We start from the raw sequence: 25,454 nt of genomic DNA on the forward strand, positions 1-25,454 counted from the left end.
ATTCATCCAATATGTAAAGACATATTTCTATTATCAGTGGACATTTTTATGCTAGTAAATTTACTTATAAATGATATGATGGCTCGATGCCTTCTCCATACGATTCATAATAGCAACACCAAAACCGTCATCATCAACACCTTCTGCTAGGATTAGGGTAACATGATTTTCATTAAAATGTAATAGACTTTTGTAAAAGTCATGACCTAATGATAAAGCATCACTATGATGGCCAAAACAATGACATATAAAGCGTGTATCCCCTTTAATCAAATTATACGTTTCATGACTTACCAAACAACCTATGGGACCTTCTACCTCTGCAGAAAGCTCTTTGAAAGTACTTGCTACATCTTCTGGACTGCCTACAACAACTGTCATAGGTGCATCAGGAGCATAATGGGTATACTTCATACCAGGAGCCTTTGGCTTAGTTGTTGCATTAACAAGAGCAGTATCATACTCAACAGTAGACACAACATCTTCTAGCTGTGCTTTTGTAATTCCACCAGGTCTCAATATAATAACCTTATCATCATGAACTTCCACCACAGTAGACTCTACACCAATCGTACATGAACCAGCATCTAAAATATAGGAAATACGGTCCTTCATATCATGATAAACATCTTGTGCCGTTGTGGGACTTGGCCGTCCAGATATATTAGCACTAGGAGCCGCTATAGGTACACCAGCACGCTCTAGTAAAACTCGACAAAGCTCATGATCAGGGCAACGTAAAGCAACACGAGGTAACCCGCCTGTAGCACGATCTGGCACTAAATCTGATTTAGGCAATGTGATTGTCAACGGACCAGGCCAAAACGTATCCATTAATAATTGTGCCGTATTTGAAACCTCTGTTACTAAAGGTTTTATACTTTCACTATTAGGAACATGTAAAATAAGTGGATTATCGGAAGGGCGACCTTTAGCGGTGTAGATTTTATCCATCGCCTCCGGATCTAACCCATTAGCACCTAATCCATATACAGTTTCTGTAGGAATGGACACTAATTCGCCATTACGCAAAGCGCGAGCAAGCATATCTAGTTCTTGATCTGATGGATTTGTAATAATTTGAGTATCCATATTATCCCTCATACACAGCTGTTATAACGCGATTATTTCCACCAAGGTCAGTAATACATCGAATATTAGAATACTGCCCTGTTTCCTCTAATAAAGACTTTACAGCCTCAGCTTGATCAAAACCTATTTCAAAAGCTATACGGCCTTGCGATTTTAAATATATACCGCATGATTTAGTCAAAATACGATAAAAATCAAGTCCATCTTCACCACCAAATAAGGCAATATGAGGCTCATTTAACACGTCCTGAGACAATAATTTAGCATCCCCTGTACAGATATATGGTGGATTCGATACGATGAGGTCAAACTTCTCAGTTTTACCTACCAAACCAGAAAACATATCGGATTCTATAAATTGAACACGATCATTTAAATTAAACCTTTCACAGTTTTCCTCAGCCACTGACAAAGCATCGGTAGATATTTCAAGTCCTACTCCACACGCATTCGGCAAGTAGTGTAATAGACTTAACAATATCGTACCAGGACCCGTACATACATCGAGGACACGCATATCGCTATCTTTTGGATATGTGCCTAGTACATGCTCAATCAAGGTTTCCGTATCAGGTCGTGGAATTAATACCTTATCATTCACTTTAAAGGTCAACCCCATAAAGTCCTTTTCCCCAATGATAGCCGCTACACAATGTCCCTTAGCTCGTTCTTGAACGAGAGGTCTAAAGGCATCGAGTTCATCTTGAATAAGCGGTTGGTCATAATGGGTATATAGATAAATCCGATCTTTACCTAAAACGTGAGAAAGCAGTACTTCCCCATCAAGTCGAGGTGTATCCATCTCCTTGCTTTGAAAGTACTGCTCTGTCCACTGGAGAATACGACCGATTGTCCAAATCTCCTTATGCATTTGTATTGGCCTCCTGCATTTTTGCCGCTTGGTCTGCAGCATTTAAGGCTTGAATAATTTCATCAAGATCGCCATTTAAAATAGCATCTAATTTATATAATGTTAAATTAATACGATGATCTGTGACGCGTCCTTGTGGGTAATTATAGGTGCGAATACGTTCACTACGATCACCTGTACCGACTTGACTCTTACGATCTGCAGCCATACTAGAAATGGCCTCTTGTTCAGCTTGATCCTGTAACTTAGCACGTAATACACGCATAGCTTTTTCACGGTTTTGTAATTGAGATCGTTGATCTTGACACGCTACAACGATACCAGATGGTAAGTGTGTAATACGAACAGCAGACTCAGTTTTATTGATATGCTGACCACCGGCACCACTCGCACGATATGTATCAATTTTTAAATCTTTTTCATTAACTTCAATATCAACATCTTCCATCTCTGGCAATACGGCTACTGTAACTGTAGATGTATGTACACGGCCTTGTGTTTCTGTAGCCGGTACACGTTGTACACGATGTACACCAGATTCAAATTTCATCTTAGAGTATACATTTTCACCATCCACAGAGAAAATAACCTCTTTAAAGCCACCAAGCTCTGGTTCATTAGCATCGATAATCTCACAACGCCAGCCTTGGCTTTCCGCATATTTTGTGTACATGCGGAACAAGTCGCCTGCAAATAATGCAGCTTCATCACCGCCAGCGCCCCCGCGAATTTCGATGATAATATTTTTATCATCATTAGGATCCTTAGGCAATAATAGAACTTGCAACTTTTCTTCCAATTCCTCTTTTTGAGGTTTTAAGTCTTTCAATTCCTCTTGAGCCATTTCTCGGAATTCTTCGTCCATGGATTTATCTTCAATAACTTCCATAGCTTCATCAATACCAGATAAAACTTTTTTGTAAGTACGGAACGTTTCAACGGTTTCAGATAATTGAGCATGTTGACGGGTCAATTTACGCCATTCATCTTGGCGAGCAATGACCTCTGGGTCACTAATACGCTGCTCAAGATCCATAAATTTATCTTCAATAACTTGTAATTTATCAACTAACATGTTTATTCCTCTTCATATGCGTCACTCTCAGGCGGACGGACCTCTTCTAAAGCTCGTATAGCAACTTCAATTTGATCATCTTCTGGTTCACGCGTTGTCATATATTGTAACGCAAGACCTGGTTTAATAAGAGCTTTTACAAAAGAATGATCGCTACGTCCAGCAAGACGAATTACCTCGTACGCAATACCAGCTACTACAGGCATAAGGAGTACGCGGCTCACGATACGTTCCAACAAATTGGGCCAACCCAAGAAAGCAAATACAAAGATACTAACTACCATAACAATAAGTAAGAAGTTTGTACCACATCGTGCATGCAATCGACTTTGTTGACGAACATTTTCTACAGTAAGCGGCAAATCTAATTCATAGGTATGAATCGTTTTATGCTCTGCCCCATGATATTGGAAAACTCGTTGAATATCCTTCGTAAGACCAATCCCCCAAATATAAAGTAAGAAAAGTACTAAACGAATGACACCTTCAATGAGATTTAATACTATATGATTATCCTGTACACCAGGAATGAATTTTACGATAAATGTAGGCAATGCCAAAAACACAGCTATCGCAAACAGTGTAGAAATGACCATGGTAATGGCGATTTCACTATTAGACATTTCTTCCTCTTCATCGCCAGCAGCCTTAGCAGAGAAGGATAAAGCCTTCATGCCTATCACTAGAGATTCATAGAGAGCTACACAGCCACGAAGAAATGGTTTTTTCAATATTAGATATGTGTCAGCAATGGACTTTGTAGCCTCTTTTTGAACTACAATAGTTCCCGCAGGCTCACGTACGGCAGTTGCCGTATAGCCAGGGCCTCTCATCATGACACCTTCGATCACAGCCTGTCCTCCGACAAACTTTTTTATACGTTCTCTGTTCACAAGATCTCCTCTCATAAACAAATATAGGCAGAGCCAACAGCCCTGCCAATACATGTTACATTACAATACAAATTATTTGCCGTAACGTTTGTTAAATTGTTCAATACGACCACGAGCTTGAGCCGCACGTTGTTGACCAGTGAAGAACGGATGGCATTTGGAGCAAACGTCTACACGAAGGTCTTCTTTTACAGAGCCAGTTTTGAATGTGTTACCACAACCGCAAGTTACTGTAGCTTCTTTATAGTCTGGATGAATACCTTGTTTCATTCTATACACCTCTTTCCAGCAATCAATATTATTCTTATAGATTATAGCATGACACCTGCACAAATGCAAGTAACCAATACTATTCCTTGAATGCTTGCTTTTCTTCAATAGCCTCAGCTAAAATAGCTTCCAAGTCGCTTTCGTTGAGGATGTCACGCAATGCAATAAGCTCCTCTAAAGAAAGGGTAATACCTTTTTTCATGCTTGTATATTCACTATCCCAAGCACGAAGATCAAACTTAGGATTGTATTTTCCCCAACTAGTACATGTTAATTGTTTTTTCCAACCATCTTTATCTTCAGATAAAGTACCAATAACCTTGAAGATTTCAAAATTAATAACTGCCATAGGTCCTCCTTTCTTACATATTCATATGCTATGTTTCGTATCTACTATATTTAGTAGTTTATATTTTTTAGGATACGATATATTTTAAACCAAAATTATATGATTTACAATTCTTTTTTATAGTCACTATAATCTTCAATATCAATAGAAGCTGTAGGTGGCATAACTTGTGCACCTAATGAATCTACGGTCTCTTTCCAACTCGTTGTAGCCTCCGTAACAGCCTTAATATATGCCTCGTCAGCAGCCTGTACAGATTCAATTAGTTGGGTCTCATCCTTTACATCTAATACGCGACGACGTACGCTACTAAGCATATAGCCAAAGGATTCATCTGTTTGAACGAGCATGGAGATTTCTTGAATCAATGTTTGACCCGTAGTGCTGCAGAAATAGGCATACCACATATATGCTAATTCAGCATCTGGGAGCATCCAGTACATATCATCTACAGGCGCTTCTGTCGTAATATCTACATCAATATGATCAGTATGACGTTTAAAAGTAAGAAAATAAGCTCCACTTTCAATAAGAGCAGTGCGACCTAATTCAGATACACGGCTATCAATGCAATAAATACCATCTTGACCTAAGGCTACGTCCGTTTGACTGCCGGGCAACAAAATAGAACGCAAGGACAAGCCATAATTTAATACCGTAAATACTGGCAATTGCGCAAATACGCCATGAGGTAATGGAATATAATTAATTGTTTTCCACTCATCCCCTACACGTTCACGAAGACCAACACGCATTTTTTTTACATCGTATTTACCATATACGATTTCATAAGCCCCTAATGGAGTCCATTCCCGTATAGCTTCTACTCGTTTTTGGTTCAAGAAAAATTGCAACGCCATATTATTTAAGCCCAATTGATTTTGTGCCATTGTAGCAGGTAAGAATAATTGAGCAGTCCCTTCTGGAACCAAGTTATGTAATCCGTTAGCGACCTCTTCCACAATATCTTCAGAGGATTGGAACATACCAACTGTGCCTGTAAAGATATGGTCAAAATAGCTACGATGAGGCCATTGATTAATGATTTGAGCCATTGGATATAAACGTGTCAAAATGCTATAACACACGGGAGATGCCGTATACAGAACGACTTTTTTATCTTCATAAGATTGAAGAATCTCTTCAACCATGCCTGCATATTCTTCTACATAAGCATACAGAACCAATTCTCCCGTTTTACTATGAGCTTCGATACTTTCACGAACAGGAGTTTCCCAAATAGTTCCTACATCTAGACCTTCTAAAATGCCTGTGTCACTAATAAAATCAAACAATTCCACTCTAAAGGATGGTCCATAAAGAGCTTGGAATGTATTCAAATCATATGGTACAGGACCAAAGGATTCTACTGTGGATTTTTCTGCTAACGCATATAAATCATCTGCCGTTACACCCCACTCACGGGAGCTAGCATTACTAGAAATCAATTGATCTAGCACTTTAAAACGCATTAACTCATTTACAATATCAATTCCCTCAATACCATGTGCGGCACAAAGGGTAATAAATTCTTCATTGTTTACTTTCATATTAAACCTTTCCTGCAGAAGGACATAGATGATTTAAAAAACATTCATTACACAAAGGCTTACGAGCCTTACACAATCTACGGCCATGATAGATTAACCAGTGGTGTGCAGCAGCCCAGTCCTTTTTTGGAATTGCCTTTTGTAACTTTTGTTCCATCTCTTCTGGCGTCTTAGCAATACCTAATTTTAATCGGTTAGACACGCGAAATACATGTGTATCTACCGCAATGGCTGGTGTACCAAATAAAACGGATACCACAACATTTGCTGTTTTACGCCCCACACCAGGCAATTCAACGAGTTGATCAAACTCACGAGGTACATCTCCATGATATCGGTCAACTAAAATTTGACAAGTAGCAATTAAGTTTTTTGCCTTGGACTTATAAAGACCGCAATCTTTAATGAGAGTCTCTAACTTAGCAACTCCGATTTCAAGCATCTTTGCAGGATGATTAAGTTCTGGGAACAGTCGTTTAGTAACAATATTAACCCGTTCATCCGTACATTGTGCTGACAAAACTACAGCAACTAATAATTCAAATTCATTTGTATACTCAAGGGCAGGTTTTGCATCAAAATAATGCTCTTGTAACAATTTCAACTGCTCTGCCTTTATCGCTTTTGTTACACGCATACAGTTCTCCTTTCTCACCTGTGAAAGTACAGACGCGTACAACTTATATCTTACCATACGTATTCATTAAGTTCTATGTTATAATAAAACATACTATTCTAATATAGAATACAGGAGGCGCATATGAGTAATATTAACGATACATTAAAACGAATAAATGAACTAGCTGCAAAGAAAAAATCTGGTCAAGAATTAACGCCAGAAGAGTTAGCAGAAAAAAAAGAACTATACGAAATCTACTTAAGCTTCATTCGTGGTCAAATTACAAGCACCTTGGACCGCGTTGAATTTATAGACCCAGAAACAGGTGAAAGAACCGCTCCTAAACGAGCGCTTGAAAACTTGGCAAAAGAAGCTGATAAAGACATTAAAGAGCATAAAGATATTCACTAATGTAACAAATAAACAAAATTGATTACATTACTAATATCCTTTTATATTTATTCAATCAAATTTATATCTACATTCTAAAAACCACTTGATACATGTATCAAGTGGTTTTTAGTATAATTTACTTATGTATTATAATTTACCAAGACGTTTCATGGCATTATAAATTTTTTCAGCTAGACCTGTCATTTGACATTTAGGAATACCGCATGCTGCTATACGAATACCATTTGCTAATGCAATCACATAGATGTGCTCTTTTTTCAATTCTTCACAGATAGCATTCGCAGAGTCTGTAGGAATTGTAATAAAGAAGCCACCGCGGTAAGGTAACATAGGAAGTCCCACTTGTGCTGCTTCTTGTTTAAAGATATCAGCACGATCGCGAATTAATTGATAATAGCAATTGCGTTCAGCTTCATATTCCTTAAACTTAGCTGGATCAGCCACAATATTAGCCATTGTACGCATTGCGGGACGACAAATATTGGACCATGTGGCACGACTTGTAGATTTGTTAACTTCGAAAAACTCATCAGCTATTTCTTCATCGTCAGAGATCCCAATCATCGCACCAACGCGCTGACCATACATAGTAAATCCTTTAGATAAGCTATAACACACACAGGTGAGAATTTCTTTTGGTAAATGACTAAATTTATTGAAGAACGCACGTACCTCATCTTTTTCACCAGAGTAATCAAGATATGCTACATCAATACCAATAATCACATTATTTCGACCAATAGCAACTAAATCCTTCAAGAAATTAAGGATAGAATCCCAATCTTTATCCTCAATAGAATAGCCGGTTGGGTTATTACCTGGTGTATTAAAGATAACAACCACATTTGTTTGTTTAGCCGCCAATTCGTTTACACGATTTTGGAATGCTTCATGATTAAAGTTATTATGTTCATCAAATAAGGAATACGTAACTAGTGTACGTCCAGTATCACTACAAATAACACGGTATGCACCCCAGTACCAATCCGCTGTTAATACTTCATCACCAGGCTCTGTATAGTTATGAATCAAATGATGAATGCCACCAGTGCCACCTGCGGTAGCAATGCTACGAATATGACCTTCTGGACGGAAATTACCAAAACATTCTTTTTCAGCAGCACACAAAAAATCTGGAATACCCGCAATTGGTGCATAACCAACATGTTCAGAATCCGAAAGACTCAAATATTCTTCTTTAACGGTCTTAAGAAAAACTAAGTTTCCCTCTTCATCATGAATAGCACCCAACGTACCATTCACAACATTCTCACGGCCATTTTCTTTAGCATCAGCTTGAGCTTGACCAGCAGTTACGAAGATTACGTCTTTTAATTTTTTTCCTTTTGCATGCTTTGCAGCAACACTTGTCATAACTTGCACCATCCTATCTGAAATGAATATTACACATTTATCATACCTAAACTGATTTAAATATACAACGTATATTCAGTAAATATATTGTATACATAGAAGATTTAACTAACTATTAGTAATTCAACACTTATTAAATATATATATATATATATAATAATTAAGTACCTTATTTAGGAAAAATTGTTAACAAATATACAATAAAACAGTAAATATATAAAAAAAAGACCACTCAAAAGAGTGGTCCTTATCATCCTTAGAAGGAGTAGCCTACACCAGCGTGTAAACCTTTTGCAGTTTTATCATTGCTATCTACGCTATATTTATCATAGCCATAGTATACATTCAAATCTACATCAGGGCGTACTTCATATTGAGCACCTACTTGATAAGTTTGCTTAATATCATTACCCCAACCAGCCTTAGCAAAGCCGTTTACTTTATTAGTCAAAGGTACATGACCGATAACACCAGCTTGGAAACCAAGTTCAGTATCATTTGTACGAATCGCAGTACCTGCACCATATAGATTTACATTTGGATGTACCTTATAAACCAATGCTAATTGATGATCTTTAATATCGCCATTTTTTGCATTTAATTTATCGTAAGAGTATTGTAATGCGGCTTTATTGGAAAGGTCGTGTTGTAAAGAAACACCGAAACCATCATTGCTATTGCCACCACCGTTAGATACGTGTTGTTTAAAAGCATAATCAGCTTGTACCTTGGTGGATCCATCACTAATTTTTGTTACAGGAGCTGCAGCAAATGCACTGCCGGCTACAACTGTAGCTGCTAAAGTTAATAATACTAATTTCTTCATTTTTACCTCCTATACACATACCAATGGTATGTCTTAATAAGTTACTAATTGATAGGTATAATAATTATACAATCTATAAATTAGCGTTTCATGAATACAGGGATATCAGGGATACCATTGTTAGTATTTGTAGTGGATGCCGGACGGGATGTAGTTGTTGTTTTACCGAATTCAGGTACATTCTTAGTATTTGAATTAAAACCAGTTGCCACAACAGTAATTTGAACTGTATCGCCTAAGCTTTCATCGATAACAGAACCAAAGATAATATTTGCATCAGGATCCGCCGCTTCAGAAATAATTTCGGCAGCTTCATTAATTTCAAACAAGCTTAAGTTAGCACTACCGGAGATATTGAGTAAGATGCCTTTTGCACCATCGATAGATGTTTCCAACAATGGGCTATTAATAGCCATTTTAGCTGCGTCAGCAGCGCGGTTTTCACCTTCGCCAACGCCAATCCCCATCAATGCTTCGCCTTGTTCAGTCATGATAGTTTTAACATCTGCAAAGTCAAGATTGATCAAGCCAGGAACTTGAATCAAGTCTGAAATGCCCTTGATACCTTGGCGAAGTACATCATCAGCTGTACGGAATGCATCGCTTAAGGAACATTTTTTATCTACAACTTGCAACAATTTATCATTAGGAATAACGATAATAGTATCTACTTTTTGAGTCAAGAATTCAATGCCTTTTTCCGCTTGTGCACGACGGCGTTTACCTTCAAAAGCGAACGGTTTAGTAACGACGCCTACTGTCAAGGCACCGATTTCTTTAGCACATTCTGCAACGATAGGAGCAGCACCTGTACCAGTACCACCACCCATACCAGCAGTTACGAATACCATATCAGCACCTTCAAGAGCTTTTATAATTTCTTCGCGACTTTCTTGAGCAGCCTCTTCACCGATTTGTGGATTTGCGCCTGCACCAAGACCTTTTGTAACCTTCTCGCCAATTTGAATCGTTACATCCGCTTTAGATAATTCAAGCACTTGGCTTTCAGTATTAGCGGATAAAAATTGAACACCTTTAAGATCGCTATCTACCATGCGATTAACAGCGTTATTACCGCCGCCACCAACACCGATAACTTTAATATTTGCAAAATCAGACATTGAACTTCCTCCTCTTATCGTTATCTATCGTATCAATATACGTCCCAATGTATCGATTTATATACTGACAATCTTATAACAATTACATTTATTTTACACTAAAATTTAAAAACTTTCCACTATATAGAATGTGATTTATTAGAATCGCTTAGTCATAATAATCTTTCGTATAGCGCCTACATTAATAAATACATGCAATCCAAAGCCAATAAGAGCTACGTAATATAGGTTAATTCCTATGAGGTCACCTACATATACAAGAATAACAGCTAACACAACATTTGAAAAGAACCCAAGTACAAAATTACTAAGATCAAAGGTTCGTTCCAATGCAGCCCGGCTACCACCAAATACAGCATCTAGTGCAGCCAGAACAGCGACCGATGTGTAATTTGCATAACTTATAGGTATATGAAATGGTGAAAGCCACCCTAATGTAGTACCTACAATTAAACCAACAATGGCAAAGATATAAATATTCATTCTTTACCTCCTGTTTCATTAGGCTTTATATGCTCTTCTCTAAAGGTTCCTGTAAAAGCTGGAATAGCTATTTCATTTTCTTCCTTTATGGTTACCTTTATGCCCCAGTGTTTCAAGGAATCCACCACACCGCCTCGCATGGTGAGCGCAGAATTTAGTGTTTTTGGATCACCAATTGCCTTAACTGTAAAAGGAGCCCCAAAAACCTTACCATTCACAGTAATAGTCGGACCAGAGCATCGTATTTCAGAAGTCCCTATGAGACGTTGATCATTGATAGCTATCGCCTCAGCCCCACCAGCTCGCAATTCATTAACAATACGTAAAATATCTTCATCATGAATTACATATAAATTAGGATTTTCACCACTTTGAATTGGCTTTAAGCTATCCTCAATTAATACACTAACACCTGTACCTTTAACATTAGTTAAAGCTGCTTTCATCATCAACTGTTCATCTGCTTTAACATTGCTACTAGCACCAGACTGTTTAAGTTCTTCTATTTGTTTTAACAATGTATCACGTTCACTTTGAGCCTCTCGTAATTGTACGGCTAAATCACCAGCCCGTTGTAAACGGATATTTTCTTCTATATTATCTTGAGTCATCTTATATTGAGTAACAACCATGAAACCCAATATACAACTGACTAAGGCTATTGCCCACCGTTCGTGTCTCACGACAATCATCTACCTTTTATCTTCAACATGACCTTGTTTATCTTGTTTTTTATCATCCTTCTTAGTAGATGAATTTTCTGTTGTCTTTGTTCCAGTCTGATGCTTTTTAACTTCCGGTATTACATCAGTTTTTATATATGGTGATGAAACATTAACATCTATATATTGTACATTGCTATGTGTTGTCTTAATATCTTGTAACATAGACTGAGTTAACTCGGCTTTTTTAGGTAAGTCTTTACTATCTCCTAATCTAATTTGCACCCCCGATACGGTATAAGCCATTATTGCATCAGGATCTCCTATATTGACTTCTGCAATAGTCTTGAAGGTGCTCTCATCAAGAGAGTTTAAGTATTCAAGAGCCGCTAAAATGGGCTTATCCACAACGGTATCACCTAACAAAATATTTCCCGCCTTAACACCTGATATCATTGGTACCGACGTATCTTGTATTGCAGGCTCTGATGCAATCACTTGACCTTTACTGTCAAGTGTTAAATAACCAAACTGAGCTGGTACAACTGCAACAGCTTTGCGCTCTATGACACGTACAACCATTGTAAATGGCAATTGATAACTAATTTGGGCCTCTTCAACCCGTAAGTCTTTCGCCAATCTAGTTTTTAATTTCTCTGTACTAATTTGCAATATATTTACAGGTTCATGAATATCCCCTGCTACCATTACATCTTGTACAGTTACCTTATCCGACCCTATAATTTTTAAGGATCCAAAAGGAATAGGTAGTGTAAACAATCCCACCAACACGAGAGTAACTGCACCACCGATTTTTAACACTCGTTTTCTAAATACAGCCCGTTCATCTTGAACAGGTGTAGAAGACTGCATCTCCCCAGAGTTGGATGGATGGTATTGCTTATCATCCATAGATAACTCCTTATGTTCTATTCAGCCCTTAAAATTTTCCTATACTAGCTGTTAATAGAATCTTTTCACATAATGTTGGAAAGTCAATTCCCATTTCTTTAGCTGCCTTTGGTACTAAAGACGTTGCCGTCATACCTGGCACAGTATTGTATTCTAGAACATACATATCATCTGCATGATCTGTCATAATATCAACACGAATAACCCCACTGCCTTGTACTTCGCGATACACAAGTTCCCCTATGCGTTGCATCTCAGCAGTCATTTCTTCACTAATAGGCGCAGGCACTAAATATTCTGTAGCACCTACAGTATATTTGCTGGTATAATCATACTCCCCAGAATGTGGACGGATTTCGATTACTGACAAGGCCTTGCCGTCAAGAACGGATACTGTAAATTCGCGACCATCAAGAAATTGCTCTACTACAAGAATCGGATCATATTTTAGTGCCTCTGTAACAGCATCCTCCAATTGTACCTCATCACGAACAATGGTAACGCCAATACTAGATCCTTGAGTAGCAGATTTTACCACTACAGGAATCGTAAACTGTTTACGAATATGTCCTATAATAGCTTCTGCAGATTCTAAATTACCATTAAAGGATTCAGAAGCGGCTGTTGGAATATTAGCTCCTTTGAAAACATCTTTACTTACTTTTTTATTCATTCCTACCGCATGAGCCATGATGCCCGATCCAGTATATGGAATTTCTGCCATTTCAAGCAAGCCTTGTAATGCGCCATCTTCACCATAACGGCCGTGAATTGCATTAAATACAATCTCTCCGCCTAAGGATTCAATATCTTTTAAAACAGTACGAGGATTAAGTTCTAATGTTTGCGCATTATACCCTTTGCTTTCGAGTGCTTCCGCAATAGCAACGCCAGTACGGCGAGATACTTCAGCCTCTTTGGAAGGGCCACCCATCAATACGATTATTTTTCTATCTTTCATTGTAAGCCTTCCTCCAATATAGCTAATAATTTGGGTCCATATTGATTAATAGAACCGGCACCCATTGTGATAACCAGATCATTAGGTCGCACAATTTTTGCCAATACAGCCGGTATGTCGTCAACAGATGGTACATAATGTACAACCTTATGTGTAGCAGCTTCAACAGCGTCAGGAATAGTACGTCCATCGATACCTGCAATCGGATCTTCACCAGAACTGTAAATATCTGTCATATATATTTCATCAGCACTTGTAAAAGCAGTGGCAAATTCATCTTTCAACAAACTTGTACGTGTATACCGATGCGGTTGAAACACACAAATAACGCGATGTTTTTCAAGCTCTTTTGCCGCTCTTAAGGTCGCTTTAATTTCTGTTGGATGATGTGCATAATCATCGACAACCCAGACTCCACCAACATGACCCTTTGTTTCAAAACGTCGTTTTGCACCGATAAATTTACCTAACGCTTTTGTGATAAAGCGATTCTCTACACCGCAACATTCATGAGCCACAATAAAGGCTGCCAATGAGTTTAATACATTATGTTCTCCAGGCACGCGCAAGCTGATGCGGCTTATATTAATGCCTTTATGATATACATCATATACCAAGGAAGAGTCCACATAATGAATATTTTTTGCTACATAATCATTATTATCCTCTAACCCATACGTAATAAAAGTACGTTTTACGCGGCTCATAACATAACGAATATTTTCATTATCACCACATACGATAGCTTTGCCTGCTTCTGGTAACGTTTCGACGAACTCACAGAAAGCGTTTAACAAGTTATCCATAGTTTTATAATGATCCATATGATCATCTTCAATATTAGTTATAACGATAGTATGTGGATGCAGTTTTAAAAATGAACCATCGCTCTCATCCGCTTCCACAACGGAAAAATGGCCTTTCCCAAGGCAACTGCTACCTTTGAGATAATCTACTTCGCCACCGATAATTACTGTAGGATCCGCATTAGCCTCCACTAAAATTTGTCCAATCATTGAGGTTGTAGATGTTTTACCATGCGCACCAGCTACTGCGATACCATCTGTTACATCTAATACAGCCTTTACAATATCAGAACGATGTAAAATGGTAATCCCTTGCTCTTTAGCGGCAACAATTTCAGGATTGTCTTCACGAATCGCTGTAGAACGAACTATGGCATCAACACCATTTACATATTCTTTATTATGACCGATATGCACCGTGGCACCCATATCTCTAAACTTAGAAATCACCGCAGATTCAGCAATATCTGAACCAGATACATCATAACCTTTTTGAATCAAAATATTCGCTATCGCACGCATACCAGATCCACCAATACCGATAAGGTGAATTTTGTGAATACCGTCTAACATAAAACCTCTCCTTGTTACTTTGCAATAGATAAAGCTAATTTTGCAATATCATGAGCCGCATTCGGTTTCCCCAATTGCAATGCTCGGTCTCCCATTTGTGCCAACAAATCACGGTTGGCCATAAACATCTCGATTTCCCCTATTAAATCGTGAGCACTCAACATTTTATCTACAATCATATGCGCCGCCCCTTCTTGTACAAAGATACGTGCATTATAGGTTTGATGATCTTCCGCTGCGTATGGATACGGTATCAATACGGATGGAATACCGCGAACTGCTAATTCTGCAAGACCTATAGCACCAGATCTAAATACTGCTAAATCGGCTGCTGCTAGTGCTTTTGGCATATCATGTAAATACGGCAAAATCAAAGATGAACTACCTAAACCATCCCCATCGGTAATGCCCAATTGGGATAAAACAGATTCATATTCTCCGTTTCCCGTAATATGGATTAATTTAATACCTTTCACACCTTGGAAGTGTTTATGTACATCTATCATAGCATTGTTAATAGTTCTCGCCCCTCGAGAACCTCCAGCTATGAGTACTGTAAAGGTATCATCACTTAAATTGAAATAGTTACGTCCCACTGTTCTCGAATCAACTAGCACATCTGGACGAACAGGATTCCCTGTATAGACTACGCGCTTTGCTTTAGAAAACGATGCTTCCGCATCCTTATAGCCTAGGGCTACCACATCAACAAAACGACTCAGAATTTTATTAGTAATACCTGCTATGACATTCTGTTCTTGAATTATAGTAGGAATATTATGTAATGCTGCAGCCAAGAGAACAGGCCCACATACATAACCACCAGTACCAATAACAACATCAGGTTTAAACTTACAAACTATAGCATTAGCTTTTACAATGCCTAAAGCAGTTTTACCTAATGTAACTAAAGTACCTAACGATAATTGACGCTGCAAGCCTTGCACAGGAATCGTAGTAAACTCTATTCCCTCTTTAGGAACTAATGTAGCCTCGAGACCTTGCTTGGTACCAACATATAACACCTTTGCATCAGGATTTTGTTTCATAATTTCCTTATATATAGTTATTGCTGGATATATATGTCCACCAGTGCCACCACCTGAAATAATAACACGTTTCATTAATGGTGTCCTCCCTCTTGCAACATATGAACACAACGTTTAAAGTCATCTCCACGCTCTTCAAAACAGCTGTACCAATCAAAGCTTGAGCAAGCCGGAGATAATAGCACAATATCGCCCGTCTCTGCCAATTTATAGCCTTTCTCTACTGCGTCCTTCATGGATAAAGCACGATAAATCGGCTTCACACCAGCCTTTTTTGCAGCCGTCTCGAAACGATCTGCCGCTTCCCCCATGAAAATAACCGCTTTAGTCTTCTCCTTAACTAACTCCATGAAGTCTTCTAAAGGCGTCATTTTATCATGACCACCAGCTAATAGAATAACTTGTTGATCAAAGGATTCTAATGCTTTAACCACAGAATCTACATTAGTCGCTTTAGAATCATTATAAAATGTAATACCATCAATCGTTTTAACGCGTTCTAAACGATGTTCAACGCCATGGAACTCACTAATAATACGATGAATTGTCTCTACGGGTACGCCCAATGCATAAGATAAAGCAATAACGGTCAATATGTTTTCAATATTATGACTGCCTGGAATATGAATATCTTCATTTCCAATAACAAATTTTGCTACCCCATCTTTAGCAATATAACATTTCCCATCAGCATAATAAGCGCCATTCTCTACGGCTTTTTTTTGACTAATCTTTAGAATATGACTAGGCGCACGATGTTCCATATCAGCTACAACGGGATCATCTATATTCAACACTAAATAATCTGTACTTAATTGATTTTCAAAGATGCGTTCCTTCGCAGCAATATAGTTTTCCATCGTCTTATGACGAGCTAAGTGATCTGGAGTAATATTGAGCATAATAGCCCCAATAGGCCTAAAATGCTTGATTGTCTCTAATTGATAACTAGATAATTCAGCTACCAAAAAACCGTCTGCAGGCATAGAATACGCCACTTCACTAAGGGAATCACCAATATTTCCACCGACGTGAACTGGTTTTCCAGAGCCTTCTAGTACTTTAGTTAATAAGGTTGTTGTCGTAGTCTTACCATTTGTACCAGTAACAGCTACGATAGGTGATTTAGATACTTCATAAGCTAATTCTACTTCGCTGACCACGTCAATACCACGAGCCTGTGCTGCTTTTACAATCGGAATATCTAAAGAAATACCTGGAGAAATAACGATACGATCCACGCCATCTAGCAAGGATTCATCTTGATGTCCTGTAATAATATTTACCCCTGCCGCAACGAGTCGTTTCTCCTCAGCCGTAGGCAGTGTCATAGGCTTATAATCATTTAACACAACATGCGCACCCACTTGGGCTAATACCCAAGATGCACCTATACCGCTAGCTCCAGCGCCAAGAACAAGTATATGTTTATCTCCATATTCCATCTATATCACCTAAATTATTTATAAAATTAATGTATCCTATCTAATAAGCATACCATTATTTACAACTTCCGTTAAGTATTATCTTATAAAGTTATAGTCGCTAAAAGCACACCAATAATGGCTAAAACGGCTCCACCAAACCAGAAACGATTAACAACTGTTTGTTCTGCCCATCCGGAAAGTTCAAAATGGTGATGAATAGGACTCATCTTAAAAACACGCACACCACGTGTTTTGAAAGAAATAACTTGAATAATAACAGATAATGCTTCCATAACAAAAATGCCACCAATCACCACAAGTAGCAATTCTGTTTTAGTTAAAATAGCCATTGCTGCAAAGGCACCACCTAATGCCAAAGAGCCTGTATCCCCCATGAATACTTTTGCAGGGTTCACATTATATACCAAAAAGCCAAGACATACAGCTGCTATTATAGCGCCGAAGTACGCAACACTTTCAGCACCAATAGAATTTGTCATCGATGCAGCCATCAAACCAATAACAGAGAATGCTATCGCCGCCACTGCTGATGTACCACCAGCAAGACCATCAAGACCATCTGTTAAATTTACTGCATTTGTAGCTCCTACAATAATCAAAAATGCCAATACATAATAACCCCATCCCAATTGTAATTGTGTATCTACAACAGGAATCCATAATGTGGTAGGAACAACCATAATCTCAGTAATGCAATAACAGAATACGGCAGCCAATATAAATTGTCCAAGTAATTTTTGCTTCGCTGTTAAACCAAGATTGCGTTTTTTTACAGCTTTTACAAAATCATCAAAAAAACCTAATAAACAATGACCCAGTGTTAAGAATAATAACATTCCTGTGCCCACATTCCATGGTGCAAACAATGCCACGCCAATAATAAGAGCCACCATCATGAAAGCACCACCCATTGTTGGCGTACCGGCTTTTGCTTGATGACTTTCAGGGCCTTCTTCACGAATACTTTGTTGTGCGTGCAAAGAACGCAACATAGGAATAGCAATTTTACCTAGCACTACCGTAATGATGAAAGTCGCTACGAAGGCTAATAGAATGTTATTTATCATATGAATCCTCTACTTATTAATAAATAGGACGGCTAGATATAACTAGCCGTTACCTATTATTCTCGATCCTTTAATTCTTCAACAACGCGCTCCATTCGTAAACCACGGGAACCTTTCACAAGGATAACATCCCCTTTTTCACGAATATCACTATATGCGTTGGCCATTTCTAAATGGCTGTTACAACGGAATGTAGTTAAACCCGCTTTTTTTGCTTCCTTTGCAATGAAGGCAGCAGCATCACCAAAGGTGAATACAACACTATAACCCTCTTCAGCAAGCAAATGGCCGATTTCACGATGTGCTTCTTCAGAGAAGTCGCCGAGCTCGAGCATATCGCCTAGCATCGCAATTTTACGCTTACCTTCTAATTGGCCAAGTGCTTTAATAGCTTCTGCCATGGATGAAGGGTTTGCATTATAAGCATCATTTAAGATAACAATATCTTCAAATGGAACGATTTCTTGACGCATTGGAGTTCCACTAAACTCACTCAAACCTTTGCGAATTGTGTTAGATTTAATGCCTAGCACTCGGCCTGCAACAATAGCCGCCAATGCATCATATACATTGTGTTCACCAATCATAGGCAAGAAGATATCAAAAACTTCATCATAACACTTACAAGTGAACTTAATACCGTCTTTTTTATAGCGCAAATGGCTACCAATACAAGTAGCATTCCGTTCAATACCATAGGTAATTGTTTTACCCTTAGCTAAACGATCCATAGCTTTTACATATGGATCATCTTCATTAAGGATAGCCACGCTGTTTTCAGGCAAGCAACGAATCAATTCACCTTTCGCTTCGGCAATGGCTTCTCGAGAACCTAAAAGCTCGATGTGACTAGTACCAACATTAGTAATAATCCCCATCGTTGGTTCTGCAATCAACGCCAGTTCTTCAATTTGTCCGAGCCCACGCATACCCATTTCAACAACACAGGCTTCATGCTCAGCGGTCAAACGTAACAAGGTTTTTGGCAAGCCAATTTCATTATTAAAATTTTTCTCAGTTTTTAATACATTAAATTCTGTGCCAAGTACGGCTGCCACCATTTCTTTTGTCGTTGTCTTACCAGAGGAACCAGTAATAGCAACTACAGGAATATCAAAGCGGCGACGATGATATCGTGCTAAGTTTTGATATGCTACCAAAGTATTGTCTACCTCGATGCAAGCAATACCTTCTACAGAACGTCCTTTTTCAACGATAGCCCCTGTAGCACCTTTTTCGATAGCCGCATTGATAAAATCATGGCCATCAAAGGTATCACCTTTTAAGGCTACAAATAAAAAGCCTGATTCAATAGTTCTTGTATCAGTAGACACATCTAAAAACTTAATATTGTCGGTATGTGCACTCGTCCCCTGTGTGGCTTCCAGTACTTGAGACAATGTAAATTCTGCCATATTAGATCTCCTTGAGGGCTGCTCGCGCCTCTTCACGATCATCAAAATGAATCGTTTTATCCTTTAAGATTTGGTAATCCTCATGCCCCTTACCTGCAATGAGTACAATATCCCCAGGTTTTGCATGTTGTATAGCATGTTGAATCGCTTCTCGACGATCAACGATAACTTCATAGTGAGTTCCTTCTCGAAGGCCGTCTTTAACGCCGACTTCCACATCTTTAACAATTTGTACAGGATCCTCTGTACGCGGATTATCAGATGTAACATACACAACATCACCGTATTGTGCCGCAATGCGTCCCATAATAGGACGTTTGGTTGCATCTCGGTCACCGCCACAGCCAAAGACTACAATAATACGATTTTCTTGAATAGCCTTTGCTGTTTGTAAAATATTTTCTAACCCATCTGGTGTATGTGCATAGTCTACAACAACAGCAAATGGTTGACCTTCTTCAATCAATTCAAAACGACCAGGTACAGCACTAAATGTTTTCAACGCTTTATCGATGTCTTCCATGGAAATACCTTCTAATAAGCAGGCACCAATAGCTGCTAATGTATTATACACATTAAACAAGCCAGTTGTATTCATTGCAACTGTATAATCATGACCATCATAAGATACAGTATAACGGCTAGACTTTGGCGTCATATCAACGTCATGAGCATTCAATGTGCCGCTACCATCAATACTATAGGTAATGATAGGGGCTGTAGTTTTTTCAACAACTCGATGTCCATAGACATCATCAATATTGATGACAGCACCCTTACCAGATTTTATTTGGTTTGATTTGCTAACTTGTTCAAATAGTTTACATTTAGCTGCCAAGTAATTCTCAAATGTTTTGTGAAAGTCTAAATGATCTTGTGTAAGATTTGTGAATACAGCCGTATCATACTCAACACCAGATACGCGTCCTAAAGCCAACGCATGAGAAGATACTTCCATTACACAATGTGTAACCCCCTCTTCTACCATTTGATGCAAAATATGTTGTAAATCTACTACGTCAGGGGTCGTGTTATGAATCGGATATGATGTATCACCAATCATGATATGAACAGTACCAATCACACCGACCTTATGACCTTGAGCTTTCAAAATATGACGAATCATATGAGTTGTAGTCGTTTTACCATTAGTACCAGTGACACCAATCATGCGCATGGAATTGGCTGGATAATCAAAAAAGTATGGCACACAGGCCATCATAGCCGCACGTGTATCTTCAACAGTGATAACACAAACATCACTATTTACCTCAACAGGTTTAGATACTAATACGGCTACTGCCCCAGCCTCAACAGCTTTATTAACATAGTCATGTCCATCGACAGTAGCACCATCTAAAGCAATAAATAAACTACCTGCTTTTACAGCACGAGAATCAGCGGTTACATCTAAAATTTCAACAGCTGTATTACCTTCTACATGCGGTGCATGTAAGGTTTTTACTATATCTTGTAAGTGTTTCATATACAATCTCCTTTACACGCAAAGGAAAGCAGCCCAATACGAGCTGCTTCGCCTGCTAGTCTATAATTTGCTGTTTCTCTTGTACATTACGTTCAGTAACAGCGCTTTTTGTGCTATAAACAAAAGAATCAGGCAAAACCATTCCTAGTTGTTCTTCTGCGATTTGTTGGATACGTACAGGAGACTTCAAGGAAGCCACTTCAACGTCTAATGCATCGTTATCTTTTGTTAATTGTACTACAGCTTGCTGTGTTTTAACTACCTCATAGCCCAACTTTGTACTGTATGCATTCATAACCATCATGATAAGCAAGCATGCAACTAATGCAGCAATACCATATACAACTTGCCACATCATAGGGCTTAAATCTAAAGCTACGTTTGCACTACGTCTTCTCCCTTGTGCAATGACCAACATATCACCTTTTACTTGGCCCACAACAGCCTTTCTTGCTAACATAACACTTAACCCCTTCCAATTCTACAACTTTACTGCTACGCGCAATTTAGCGCTTCTAGCCCTCGGATTAACTTCAATCTCCCCTATACTTGGCTCTATAGCCTTATTTTTTGCCTTTACAACTGCCTTGTGATTACAAACACACATAGGCAATTGTGGAGGACATATACATGCGGTACTTAACTCTTTAAAAGTTTGCTTTGTAATTCGATCTTCCAAGGAGTGGAATGTAATAACTCCAATCTTTCCCTTTGGTTTTAACATCGATACAGCATCTACAAAACTATCATGCAAAATTGCTAATTCTCTATTTACTTCAATACGTATAGCCTGAAACGTCCGTTTTGCCGGATGAGGTCCATCTTGTCGTGCCTTTGCAGGTATTGCATTCTTAATAATTCTAACTAACTCACCAGTAGTAATGATTCTTTTTTCTTGGCGTGCTTCAACAATAAACTCAACAATCCGTTTAGCCCATCGTTCTTCCCCATAGTCGCGGATAATTTGCAGTAATTGTTCACTGTCATATTCATTAACAATTTCCTCTGCCGTAAGAGGTGCATCTTTATCCATTCGCATATCAAGAGGTCCATCATTCATATATGAAAAACCTCGTTCAGGGGTATCTAGTTGATAGCTTGATACACCAAGATCAAATATAAAACCATCTACTTCATAGATGCCCGCATTTCGGAGGGCTTCTTTTAAGTTAGAAAAGTTTGTAGGTATTGTTAACACCTGACATTTCAAATCAGATAAACGCTGTCGAGCTATACTCAAAGCATCTTCATCTTGATCTAAACCTATAATCATGCCTTCTGGGTCTAGCATCTCGCCCACTGCGTGAGCATGTCCTGCCCCACCAAGGGTACAGTCCACATAAATGCCTTTTGGATTAGTTACGACGGAGTCCACCGTTTCACGTAAGAGTACGCTAGTATGATTAAATTCCATCATAGCCTCCTATAACATAATCCCTTCAAGCCCTTCAACTAATTCTTCCATGCTTTCAGCCACTTGATCATCATAGTAATCATATTTTTCGCGGCTCCAGATTTCGACATGATCCCCAGCCCCTACAATAACAGCCTGTTTATCAAGGCTAGCATATTCACGTAGTGGTACAGGAATGAGAACACGACCTTGTTTATCATATTCAAGCTCAGCGGCACTACCAAAAACAAAACGTTTTAAGGCACGCACGCTAGCTTTAGTGGAGGATTGTGATTGTAAAGCAGTAGAAATTTTTTTCCACGCCTCTTCGGTGTAAATAGCCAAGCAGTTATCTAAGCCTTTTGTTACGATGCACAAATCGCCTAGTTGTTCACGTATTTTCGCAGGTATAATCATCCGCCCTTTTGTATCAATAGTATGATTATATTCGCCCATGAACATACGTATCACCGCCTTTCACTATTTCTTATCCACCACTATATGGTAAATTCTACCACAATTCCCCACCTTTCACAACAAAAAATCCATTTTTATCCCACTTTTTTATATTTTTCTTGTTTAATCTCTATTTTTCTCCGCTTTTCTACAATACATATGTTCGATTAAATATTTAAAACTAATCAATTTAAACCACTCTCCACCACAATGGTGAAATACCACTCCTTAGATGGACATAAACCCCACTTTTAGATGTATTATGTTTAGGAACTCAATGTATTATGTTTAGCAACGCATAAACGTTAAATATATTTAGGTCTATATTAAAAAAGCAAAAAAACCTCATCAATGTACAACACATACATTGATGAGGTTTTCCTCTATTTATATAATTTTAATTATAGTATTAAAATTTAGATTCGATAGCCGCTTGAAGATCGCCTTTAGGCAAGAATCCAATTTTACGGTCTACTACTTCACCATCTTTTAGAATAACGAATGTAGGCAATACTTCAACTTGTAAGTTACGTGCTAATTCTGGTTCTTCATCAGCGTTTACTTTTACAAAGTTAGCTTTACCTTCAAGCTCACCTGCAATTTCTTCAATGATTGGCATCATACGTACGCAATAACCGCACCACGGAGCCCAGAAGTCAACAACAGTAACACCACCTTGGTTTACTAAATCTTGATATTCAGCAGTTTTTAAATCTTTTAATTCGCTCATTGTACCCTCCTACGGTAATTGAACTAATACACAATCTTGAATGACATGCAGATCTAAAGCATGTGCTTTTTCAACAACAGATGGTTTATCCGCCCCCGGTTGCAACCACACAACAGGAATGCCAAGTTCTTTGCATTCATCAAGTGCAGCTAACCCTACTGCTTCTGGTACAACAAAATCTACCACAGCAGGCACAACGGGAAGTGCAGAAAGACTAGAGTAACAAGTGTCTCCATCTATTTCTGCAATATTAGGATTGACTGGATATACTTCATATCCGTGATCTTTAAGACATTTATAAATCTTATAACCGAACTTTTCGGTTTTATGGGTAGCTCCAATAACGGCCCATACTTTTTGATCTAAAGCTTGTTGAATTGTCATTTCGACCACCTCTTATATACTATTATAAATGAATATCGAACATTGTCAATATATTATATCGAATTATATAGTTAAAGAATTATTCTCTTTTAGCAAACATTCTATAACATAAAGCAATACTATTTTCTTACGTTATTCTTTGATTTGTATCTCAATCGTTTTCTGACTAAGACTAGGTAAATTTAAATCAATCTCAATTAATTCAGATAAACTGATTTCTCTACGACTTAATGTATGAGCTTCAACTAAGCCCCCTACAATAGCCAGCTCACCTAAAATTCTATTAGGAGACCACTGATTTTCACGCAATTCTCGAATAGTAATACTCTTTTGTCGCTTAGACAATCTATGTCCTTCAGAATCAATTAATAATGGAGCATGCCCATAAGAAGGTATTTGTATATTTTTAGAATTGAAACTGGTTTGTAATGTTTTATATAAATATATTTGCTGCCCCGTAGTCTCTAGTAAATCATCTCCACGAATGACCTCCGTTATCCCCATAACAATATCATCCAGTACGACAGCTAAATTATAGGCATACATACCATCACCACGACGCAATACATAATCATCTAATTCACCTTCTAAATGAATATGTTGAAAGCCTTGCCAACGATCCACGAAATCTAAATCACAAGAATTAACGGCTAAACGCAAAGATGGCTCCTTAGACATCATAAATTCTTTTATCAATTTATCCTCTAGATGACGGCAATGGCCATCGTAACGATGAATTACATCGCCGACATGGGGTGCCGAAGCAATAGACTGGAGCCTTGTACGATTACAAAAGCAAGGATAAATTAGTTTTTCTGATGCAAGATGTTCTAATATTTCTCCATAATATGTTTGCCGTTCACTTTGCCAATATGTTGATTCTGGACCACCAACACGAGGTCCTTCATCCCATTCAAAGCCTAGCCACTCTAAATCATCTAATAGAGCTTCCCCTAAATCCCGTTTAGAACGTTGGATGTCTATATCCTCCATTCGCACAACATACTGCCCTTTTTGTTGCCTCGTAGAAACATAGGATAAGAGGGCTATCCACACATTGCCAAGATGGATATATCCTGTGGGGCTTGGAGCAAATCGGCCTTTCATAATGGACCCTCCTACAGTACAAAACAAGTGGCATATCCCGTAAACTTACACAGAATATGCCACTATAA

28 protein-coding genes are annotated in these 25,454 nt (G+C 38.3%); 1 reads left to right on the plus strand and 27 read right to left on the minus strand.

Annotation, left to right across the window (positions count from 1 at the left end):
• Positions 1-60: 60 nt before the first annotated feature.
• The 8 genes from ACGHIY_RS05445 to nth form a co-directional block, all read right to left on the minus strand.
• Positions 61-1,092, minus strand: coding sequence for an L-threonylcarbamoyladenylate synthase (locus ACGHIY_RS05445; protein ID WP_278451664.1), 1,032 nt, complete (start codon positions 1,090-1,092; stop codon positions 61-63).
• A 1-nt stretch (position 1,093) separates the two neighbouring features.
• Positions 1,094-1,963, minus strand: a complete 870-nt coding sequence (gene prmC / locus ACGHIY_RS05450; RefSeq protein ID WP_278451665.1) for a peptide chain release factor N(5)-glutamine methyltransferase — start codon at positions 1,961-1,963, stop codon at positions 1,094-1,096.
• Positions 1,956-3,038, minus strand: a complete 1,083-nt coding sequence (prfA, locus tag ACGHIY_RS05455) for a peptide chain release factor 1 (RefSeq protein ID WP_004696177.1) — start codon at positions 3,036-3,038, stop codon at positions 1,956-1,958. The genes prmC and prfA overlap by 8 nt, the downstream gene beginning before the upstream one ends.
• 2 nt (positions 3,039-3,040) lie before the next feature.
• The gene (locus tag ACGHIY_RS05460) at positions 3,041-3,946 is read right to left on the minus strand and encodes a DUF1385 domain-containing protein (RefSeq protein WP_278451765.1); all 906 of its coding nucleotides are present in this window, start codon (positions 3,944-3,946) and stop codon (positions 3,041-3,043) included.
• A 57-nt stretch (positions 3,947-4,003) separates the two neighbouring features.
• Positions 4,004-4,201 (minus strand): 50S ribosomal protein L31, encoded by a 198-nt coding sequence (gene rpmE / locus ACGHIY_RS05465; protein ID WP_004696185.1) that lies wholly within the window; start codon positions 4,199-4,201, stop codon positions 4,004-4,006.
• A 79-nt stretch (positions 4,202-4,280) separates the two neighbouring features.
• A complete protein-coding gene (locus ACGHIY_RS05470) occupies positions 4,281-4,550 on the minus strand; it encodes a YdbC family protein (RefSeq protein ID WP_390525345.1) in 270 nt (89 codons plus the stop codon).
• 104 nt (positions 4,551-4,654) lie between these two features.
• Complete coding sequence (locus tag ACGHIY_RS05475; protein WP_278451666.1) at positions 4,655-6,100, minus strand: hypothetical protein; 1,446 nt, start codon at positions 6,098-6,100, stop codon at positions 4,655-4,657.
• Position 6,101: 1 nt separating this feature from the next.
• The gene (gene nth, locus ACGHIY_RS05480) at positions 6,102-6,737 is read right to left on the minus strand and encodes an endonuclease III (RefSeq protein ID WP_278451667.1); all 636 of its coding nucleotides are present in this window, start codon (positions 6,735-6,737) and stop codon (positions 6,102-6,104) included.
• A 123-nt stretch (positions 6,738-6,860) separates the two neighbouring features.
• On the opposite strand from nth, the gene ACGHIY_RS05485 reads away from it, so the two are divergent.
• Positions 6,861-7,130 (plus strand): DUF896 domain-containing protein, encoded by a 270-nt coding sequence (locus tag ACGHIY_RS05485; protein ID WP_004696194.1) that lies wholly within the window; start codon positions 6,861-6,863, stop codon positions 7,128-7,130.
• A gap of 129 nt (positions 7,131-7,259) precedes the next feature.
• Here the strand turns inward: ACGHIY_RS05485 and ACGHIY_RS05490 are convergent, their stop codons facing one another.
• The 19 genes from ACGHIY_RS05490 to gluQRS all read right to left on the minus strand — a co-directional run bounded on the left by ACGHIY_RS05490 (position 7,260) and on the right by gluQRS (position 25,386).
• A complete protein-coding gene (locus ACGHIY_RS05490) occupies positions 7,260-8,507 on the minus strand; it encodes an aminotransferase class I/II-fold pyridoxal phosphate-dependent enzyme (protein ID WP_004696196.1) in 1,248 nt (415 codons plus the stop codon).
• Between the two features lie 256 nt (positions 8,508-8,763).
• Entirely contained in the window at positions 8,764-9,333 is a 570-nt protein-coding gene (locus ACGHIY_RS05495) for an outer membrane beta-barrel protein (RefSeq protein WP_004696198.1), read from the minus strand.
• 80 nt (positions 9,334-9,413) lie between these two features.
• Positions 9,414-10,454 (minus strand): cell division protein FtsZ, encoded by a 1,041-nt coding sequence (gene ftsZ / locus ACGHIY_RS05500; RefSeq protein ID WP_004696200.1) that lies wholly within the window; start codon positions 10,452-10,454, stop codon positions 9,414-9,416.
• 138 nt (positions 10,455-10,592) lie between these two features.
• Complete coding sequence (locus ACGHIY_RS05505; RefSeq protein ID WP_004696202.1) at positions 10,593-10,937, minus strand: small basic family protein; 345 nt, start codon at positions 10,935-10,937, stop codon at positions 10,593-10,595.
• Positions 10,934-11,629 carry a DUF881 domain-containing protein gene (locus ACGHIY_RS05510; RefSeq protein ID WP_105086599.1) on the minus strand — a complete coding sequence of 232 codons (696 nt, stop codon included), beginning with the start codon at positions 11,627-11,629 and terminating at the stop codon, positions 10,934-10,936. Before ACGHIY_RS05510 ends, ACGHIY_RS05505 begins: the two co-directional genes overlap by 4 nt.
• The gene (locus ACGHIY_RS05515; RefSeq protein WP_105086600.1) at positions 11,630-12,511 is read right to left on the minus strand and encodes a cell division protein FtsQ/DivIB; all 882 of its coding nucleotides are present in this window, start codon (positions 12,509-12,511) and stop codon (positions 11,630-11,632) included.
• A gap of 28 nt (positions 12,512-12,539) precedes the next feature.
• Entirely contained in the window at positions 12,540-13,472 is a 933-nt protein-coding gene (locus ACGHIY_RS05520; RefSeq protein ID WP_105086601.1) for a D-alanine--D-alanine ligase, read from the minus strand.
• Positions 13,469-14,851, minus strand: a complete 1,383-nt coding sequence (gene murC / locus ACGHIY_RS05525; protein WP_105086602.1) for a UDP-N-acetylmuramate--L-alanine ligase — start codon at positions 14,849-14,851, stop codon at positions 13,469-13,471. The genes ACGHIY_RS05520 and murC overlap by 4 nt, the downstream gene beginning before the upstream one ends.
• Positions 14,852-14,865: 14 nt before the next feature.
• The gene (murG, locus tag ACGHIY_RS05530; protein WP_012864506.1) at positions 14,866-15,975 is read right to left on the minus strand and encodes an undecaprenyldiphospho-muramoylpentapeptide beta-N-acetylglucosaminyltransferase; all 1,110 of its coding nucleotides are present in this window, start codon (positions 15,973-15,975) and stop codon (positions 14,866-14,868) included.
• Positions 15,975-17,345: a UDP-N-acetylmuramoyl-L-alanine--D-glutamate ligase gene (murD, locus tag ACGHIY_RS05535; RefSeq protein WP_287507332.1), complete on the minus strand. Its 1,371-nt coding sequence runs from the start codon at positions 17,343-17,345 to the stop codon at positions 15,975-15,977. Before murD ends, murG begins: the two co-directional genes overlap by 1 nt.
• 83 nt (positions 17,346-17,428) lie before the next feature.
• A complete protein-coding gene (gene mraY, locus ACGHIY_RS05540; protein ID WP_287501624.1) occupies positions 17,429-18,415 on the minus strand; it encodes a phospho-N-acetylmuramoyl-pentapeptide-transferase in 987 nt (328 codons plus the stop codon).
• A gap of 56 nt (positions 18,416-18,471) precedes the next feature.
• Positions 18,472-19,830: a UDP-N-acetylmuramoyl-tripeptide--D-alanyl-D-alanine ligase gene (murF, locus tag ACGHIY_RS05545; protein WP_156697597.1), complete on the minus strand. Its 1,359-nt coding sequence runs from the start codon at positions 19,828-19,830 to the stop codon at positions 18,472-18,474.
• Position 19,831: 1 nt separating this feature from the next.
• On the minus strand, positions 19,832-21,316 hold the full coding sequence (locus ACGHIY_RS05550) for a UDP-N-acetylmuramoyl-L-alanyl-D-glutamate--2,6-diaminopimelate ligase (protein ID WP_390525346.1): 1,485 nt from the start codon (positions 21,314-21,316) through the stop codon (positions 19,832-19,834).
• Between the two features lie 55 nt (positions 21,317-21,371).
• Positions 21,372-21,776: a cell division protein FtsL gene (ftsL, locus tag ACGHIY_RS05555; protein WP_004697156.1), complete on the minus strand. Its 405-nt coding sequence runs from the start codon at positions 21,774-21,776 to the stop codon at positions 21,372-21,374.
• A 21-nt stretch (positions 21,777-21,797) separates the two neighbouring features.
• On the minus strand, positions 21,798-22,730 hold the full coding sequence (rsmH, locus tag ACGHIY_RS05560; protein ID WP_316066464.1) for a 16S rRNA (cytosine(1402)-N(4))-methyltransferase RsmH: 933 nt from the start codon (positions 22,728-22,730) through the stop codon (positions 21,798-21,800).
• Positions 22,731-22,739: 9 nt separating this feature from the next.
• Positions 22,740-23,171, minus strand: coding sequence for a division/cell wall cluster transcriptional repressor MraZ (gene mraZ, locus ACGHIY_RS05565; protein ID WP_227037048.1), 432 nt, complete (start codon positions 23,169-23,171; stop codon positions 22,740-22,742).
• A gap of 403 nt (positions 23,172-23,574) precedes the next feature.
• Positions 23,575-23,895 (minus strand): thioredoxin, encoded by a 321-nt coding sequence (trxA, locus tag ACGHIY_RS05570; RefSeq protein WP_004696229.1) that lies wholly within the window; start codon positions 23,893-23,895, stop codon positions 23,575-23,577.
• Positions 23,896-23,904: 9 nt separating this feature from the next.
• Positions 23,905-24,279, minus strand: coding sequence for a CoA-binding protein (locus tag ACGHIY_RS05575; protein ID WP_004697233.1), 375 nt, complete (start codon positions 24,277-24,279; stop codon positions 23,905-23,907).
• 132 nt (positions 24,280-24,411) lie between these two features.
• Positions 24,412-25,386 (minus strand): tRNA glutamyl-Q(34) synthetase GluQRS, encoded by a 975-nt coding sequence (gene gluQRS, locus ACGHIY_RS05580; protein WP_024061914.1) that lies wholly within the window; start codon positions 25,384-25,386, stop codon positions 24,412-24,414.
• Positions 25,387-25,454: the final 68 nt, after the last annotated feature.

It is taken from the genome of Veillonella parvula (genome assembly GCF_042850485.1).
Lineage (GTDB): Bacteria > Bacillota > Negativicutes > Veillonellales > Veillonellaceae > Veillonella > Veillonella parvula_Q.

What these genes read in the sequence shown, in the direction of transcription:
- ACGHIY_RS05445 (WP_278451664.1), bottom strand. Translation starts at nt 1,092, where the DNA reads ATGGATACTCAAATTATTACAAATCCATCAGATCAAGAACTAGATATG.
- prmC (WP_278451665.1), bottom strand. Translation starts at nt 1,963, where the DNA reads ATGCATAAGGAGATTTGGACAATCGGTCGTATTCTCCAGTGGACAGAG.
- prfA (WP_004696177.1), bottom strand. Translation starts at nt 3,038, where the DNA reads ATGTTAGTTGATAAATTACAAGTTATTGAAGATAAATTTATGGATCTT.
- ACGHIY_RS05460 (WP_278451765.1), bottom strand. Translation starts at nt 3,946, where the DNA reads ATGAGAGGAGATCTTGTGAACAGAGAACGTATAAAAAAGTTTGTCGGA.
- rpmE (WP_004696185.1), bottom strand. Translation starts at nt 4,201, where the DNA reads ATGAAACAAGGTATTCATCCAGACTATAAAGAAGCTACAGTAACTTGC.
- ACGHIY_RS05470 (WP_390525345.1), bottom strand. Translation starts at nt 4,550, where the DNA reads ATGGCAGTTATTAATTTTGAAATCTTCAAGGTTATTGGTACTTTATCT.
- ACGHIY_RS05475 (WP_278451666.1), bottom strand. Translation starts at nt 6,100, where the DNA reads ATGAAAGTAAACAATGAAGAATTTATTACCCTTTGTGCCGCACATGGT.
- nth (WP_278451667.1), bottom strand. Translation starts at nt 6,737, where the DNA reads ATGCGTGTAACAAAAGCGATAAAGGCAGAGCAGTTGAAATTGTTACAA.
- ACGHIY_RS05485 (WP_004696194.1), top strand. Translation starts at nt 6,861, where the DNA reads ATGAGTAATATTAACGATACATTAAAACGAATAAATGAACTAGCTGCA.
- ACGHIY_RS05490 (WP_004696196.1), bottom strand. Translation starts at nt 8,507, where the DNA reads ATGACAAGTGTTGCTGCAAAGCATGCAAAAGGAAAAAAATTAAAAGAC.
- ACGHIY_RS05495 (WP_004696198.1), bottom strand. Translation starts at nt 9,333, where the DNA reads ATGAAGAAATTAGTATTATTAACTTTAGCAGCTACAGTTGTAGCCGGC.
- ftsZ (WP_004696200.1), bottom strand. Translation starts at nt 10,454, where the DNA reads ATGTCTGATTTTGCAAATATTAAAGTTATCGGTGTTGGTGGCGGCGGT.
- ACGHIY_RS05505 (WP_004696202.1), bottom strand. Translation starts at nt 10,937, where the DNA reads ATGAATATTTATATCTTTGCCATTGTTGGTTTAATTGTAGGTACTACA.
- ACGHIY_RS05510 (WP_105086599.1), bottom strand. Translation starts at nt 11,629, where the DNA reads ATGATTGTCGTGAGACACGAACGGTGGGCAATAGCCTTAGTCAGTTGT.
- ACGHIY_RS05515 (WP_105086600.1), bottom strand. Translation starts at nt 12,511, where the DNA reads ATGGATGATAAGCAATACCATCCATCCAACTCTGGGGAGATGCAGTCT.
- ACGHIY_RS05520 (WP_105086601.1), bottom strand. Translation starts at nt 13,472, where the DNA reads ATGAAAGATAGAAAAATAATCGTATTGATGGGTGGCCCTTCCAAAGAG.
- murC (WP_105086602.1), bottom strand. Translation starts at nt 14,851, where the DNA reads ATGTTAGACGGTATTCACAAAATTCACCTTATCGGTATTGGTGGATCT.
- murG (WP_012864506.1), bottom strand. Translation starts at nt 15,975, where the DNA reads ATGAAACGTGTTATTATTTCAGGTGGTGGCACTGGTGGACATATATAT.
- murD (WP_287507332.1), bottom strand. Translation starts at nt 17,345, where the DNA reads ATGGAATATGGAGATAAACATATACTTGTTCTTGGCGCTGGAGCTAGC.
- mraY (WP_287501624.1), bottom strand. Translation starts at nt 18,415, where the DNA reads ATGATAAATAACATTCTATTAGCCTTCGTAGCGACTTTCATCATTACG.
- murF (WP_156697597.1), bottom strand. Translation starts at nt 19,830, where the DNA reads ATGGCAGAATTTACATTGTCTCAAGTACTGGAAGCCACACAGGGGACG.
- ACGHIY_RS05550 (WP_390525346.1), bottom strand. Translation starts at nt 21,316, where the DNA reads ATGAAACACTTACAAGATATAGTAAAAACCTTACATGCACCGCATGTA.
- ftsL (WP_004697156.1), bottom strand. Translation starts at nt 21,776, where the DNA reads ATGTTAGCAAGAAAGGCTGTTGTGGGCCAAGTAAAAGGTGATATGTTG.
- rsmH (WP_316066464.1), bottom strand. Translation starts at nt 22,730, where the DNA reads ATGGAATTTAATCATACTAGCGTACTCTTACGTGAAACGGTGGACTCC.
- mraZ (WP_227037048.1), bottom strand. Translation starts at nt 23,171, where the DNA reads ATGTTCATGGGCGAATATAATCATACTATTGATACAAAAGGGCGGATG.
- trxA (WP_004696229.1), bottom strand. Translation starts at nt 23,895, where the DNA reads ATGAGCGAATTAAAAGATTTAAAAACTGCTGAATATCAAGATTTAGTA.
- ACGHIY_RS05575 (WP_004697233.1), bottom strand. Translation starts at nt 24,279, where the DNA reads ATGACAATTCAACAAGCTTTAGATCAAAAAGTATGGGCCGTTATTGGA.
- gluQRS (WP_024061914.1), bottom strand. Translation starts at nt 25,386, where the DNA reads ATGAAAGGCCGATTTGCTCCAAGCCCCACAGGATATATCCATCTTGGC.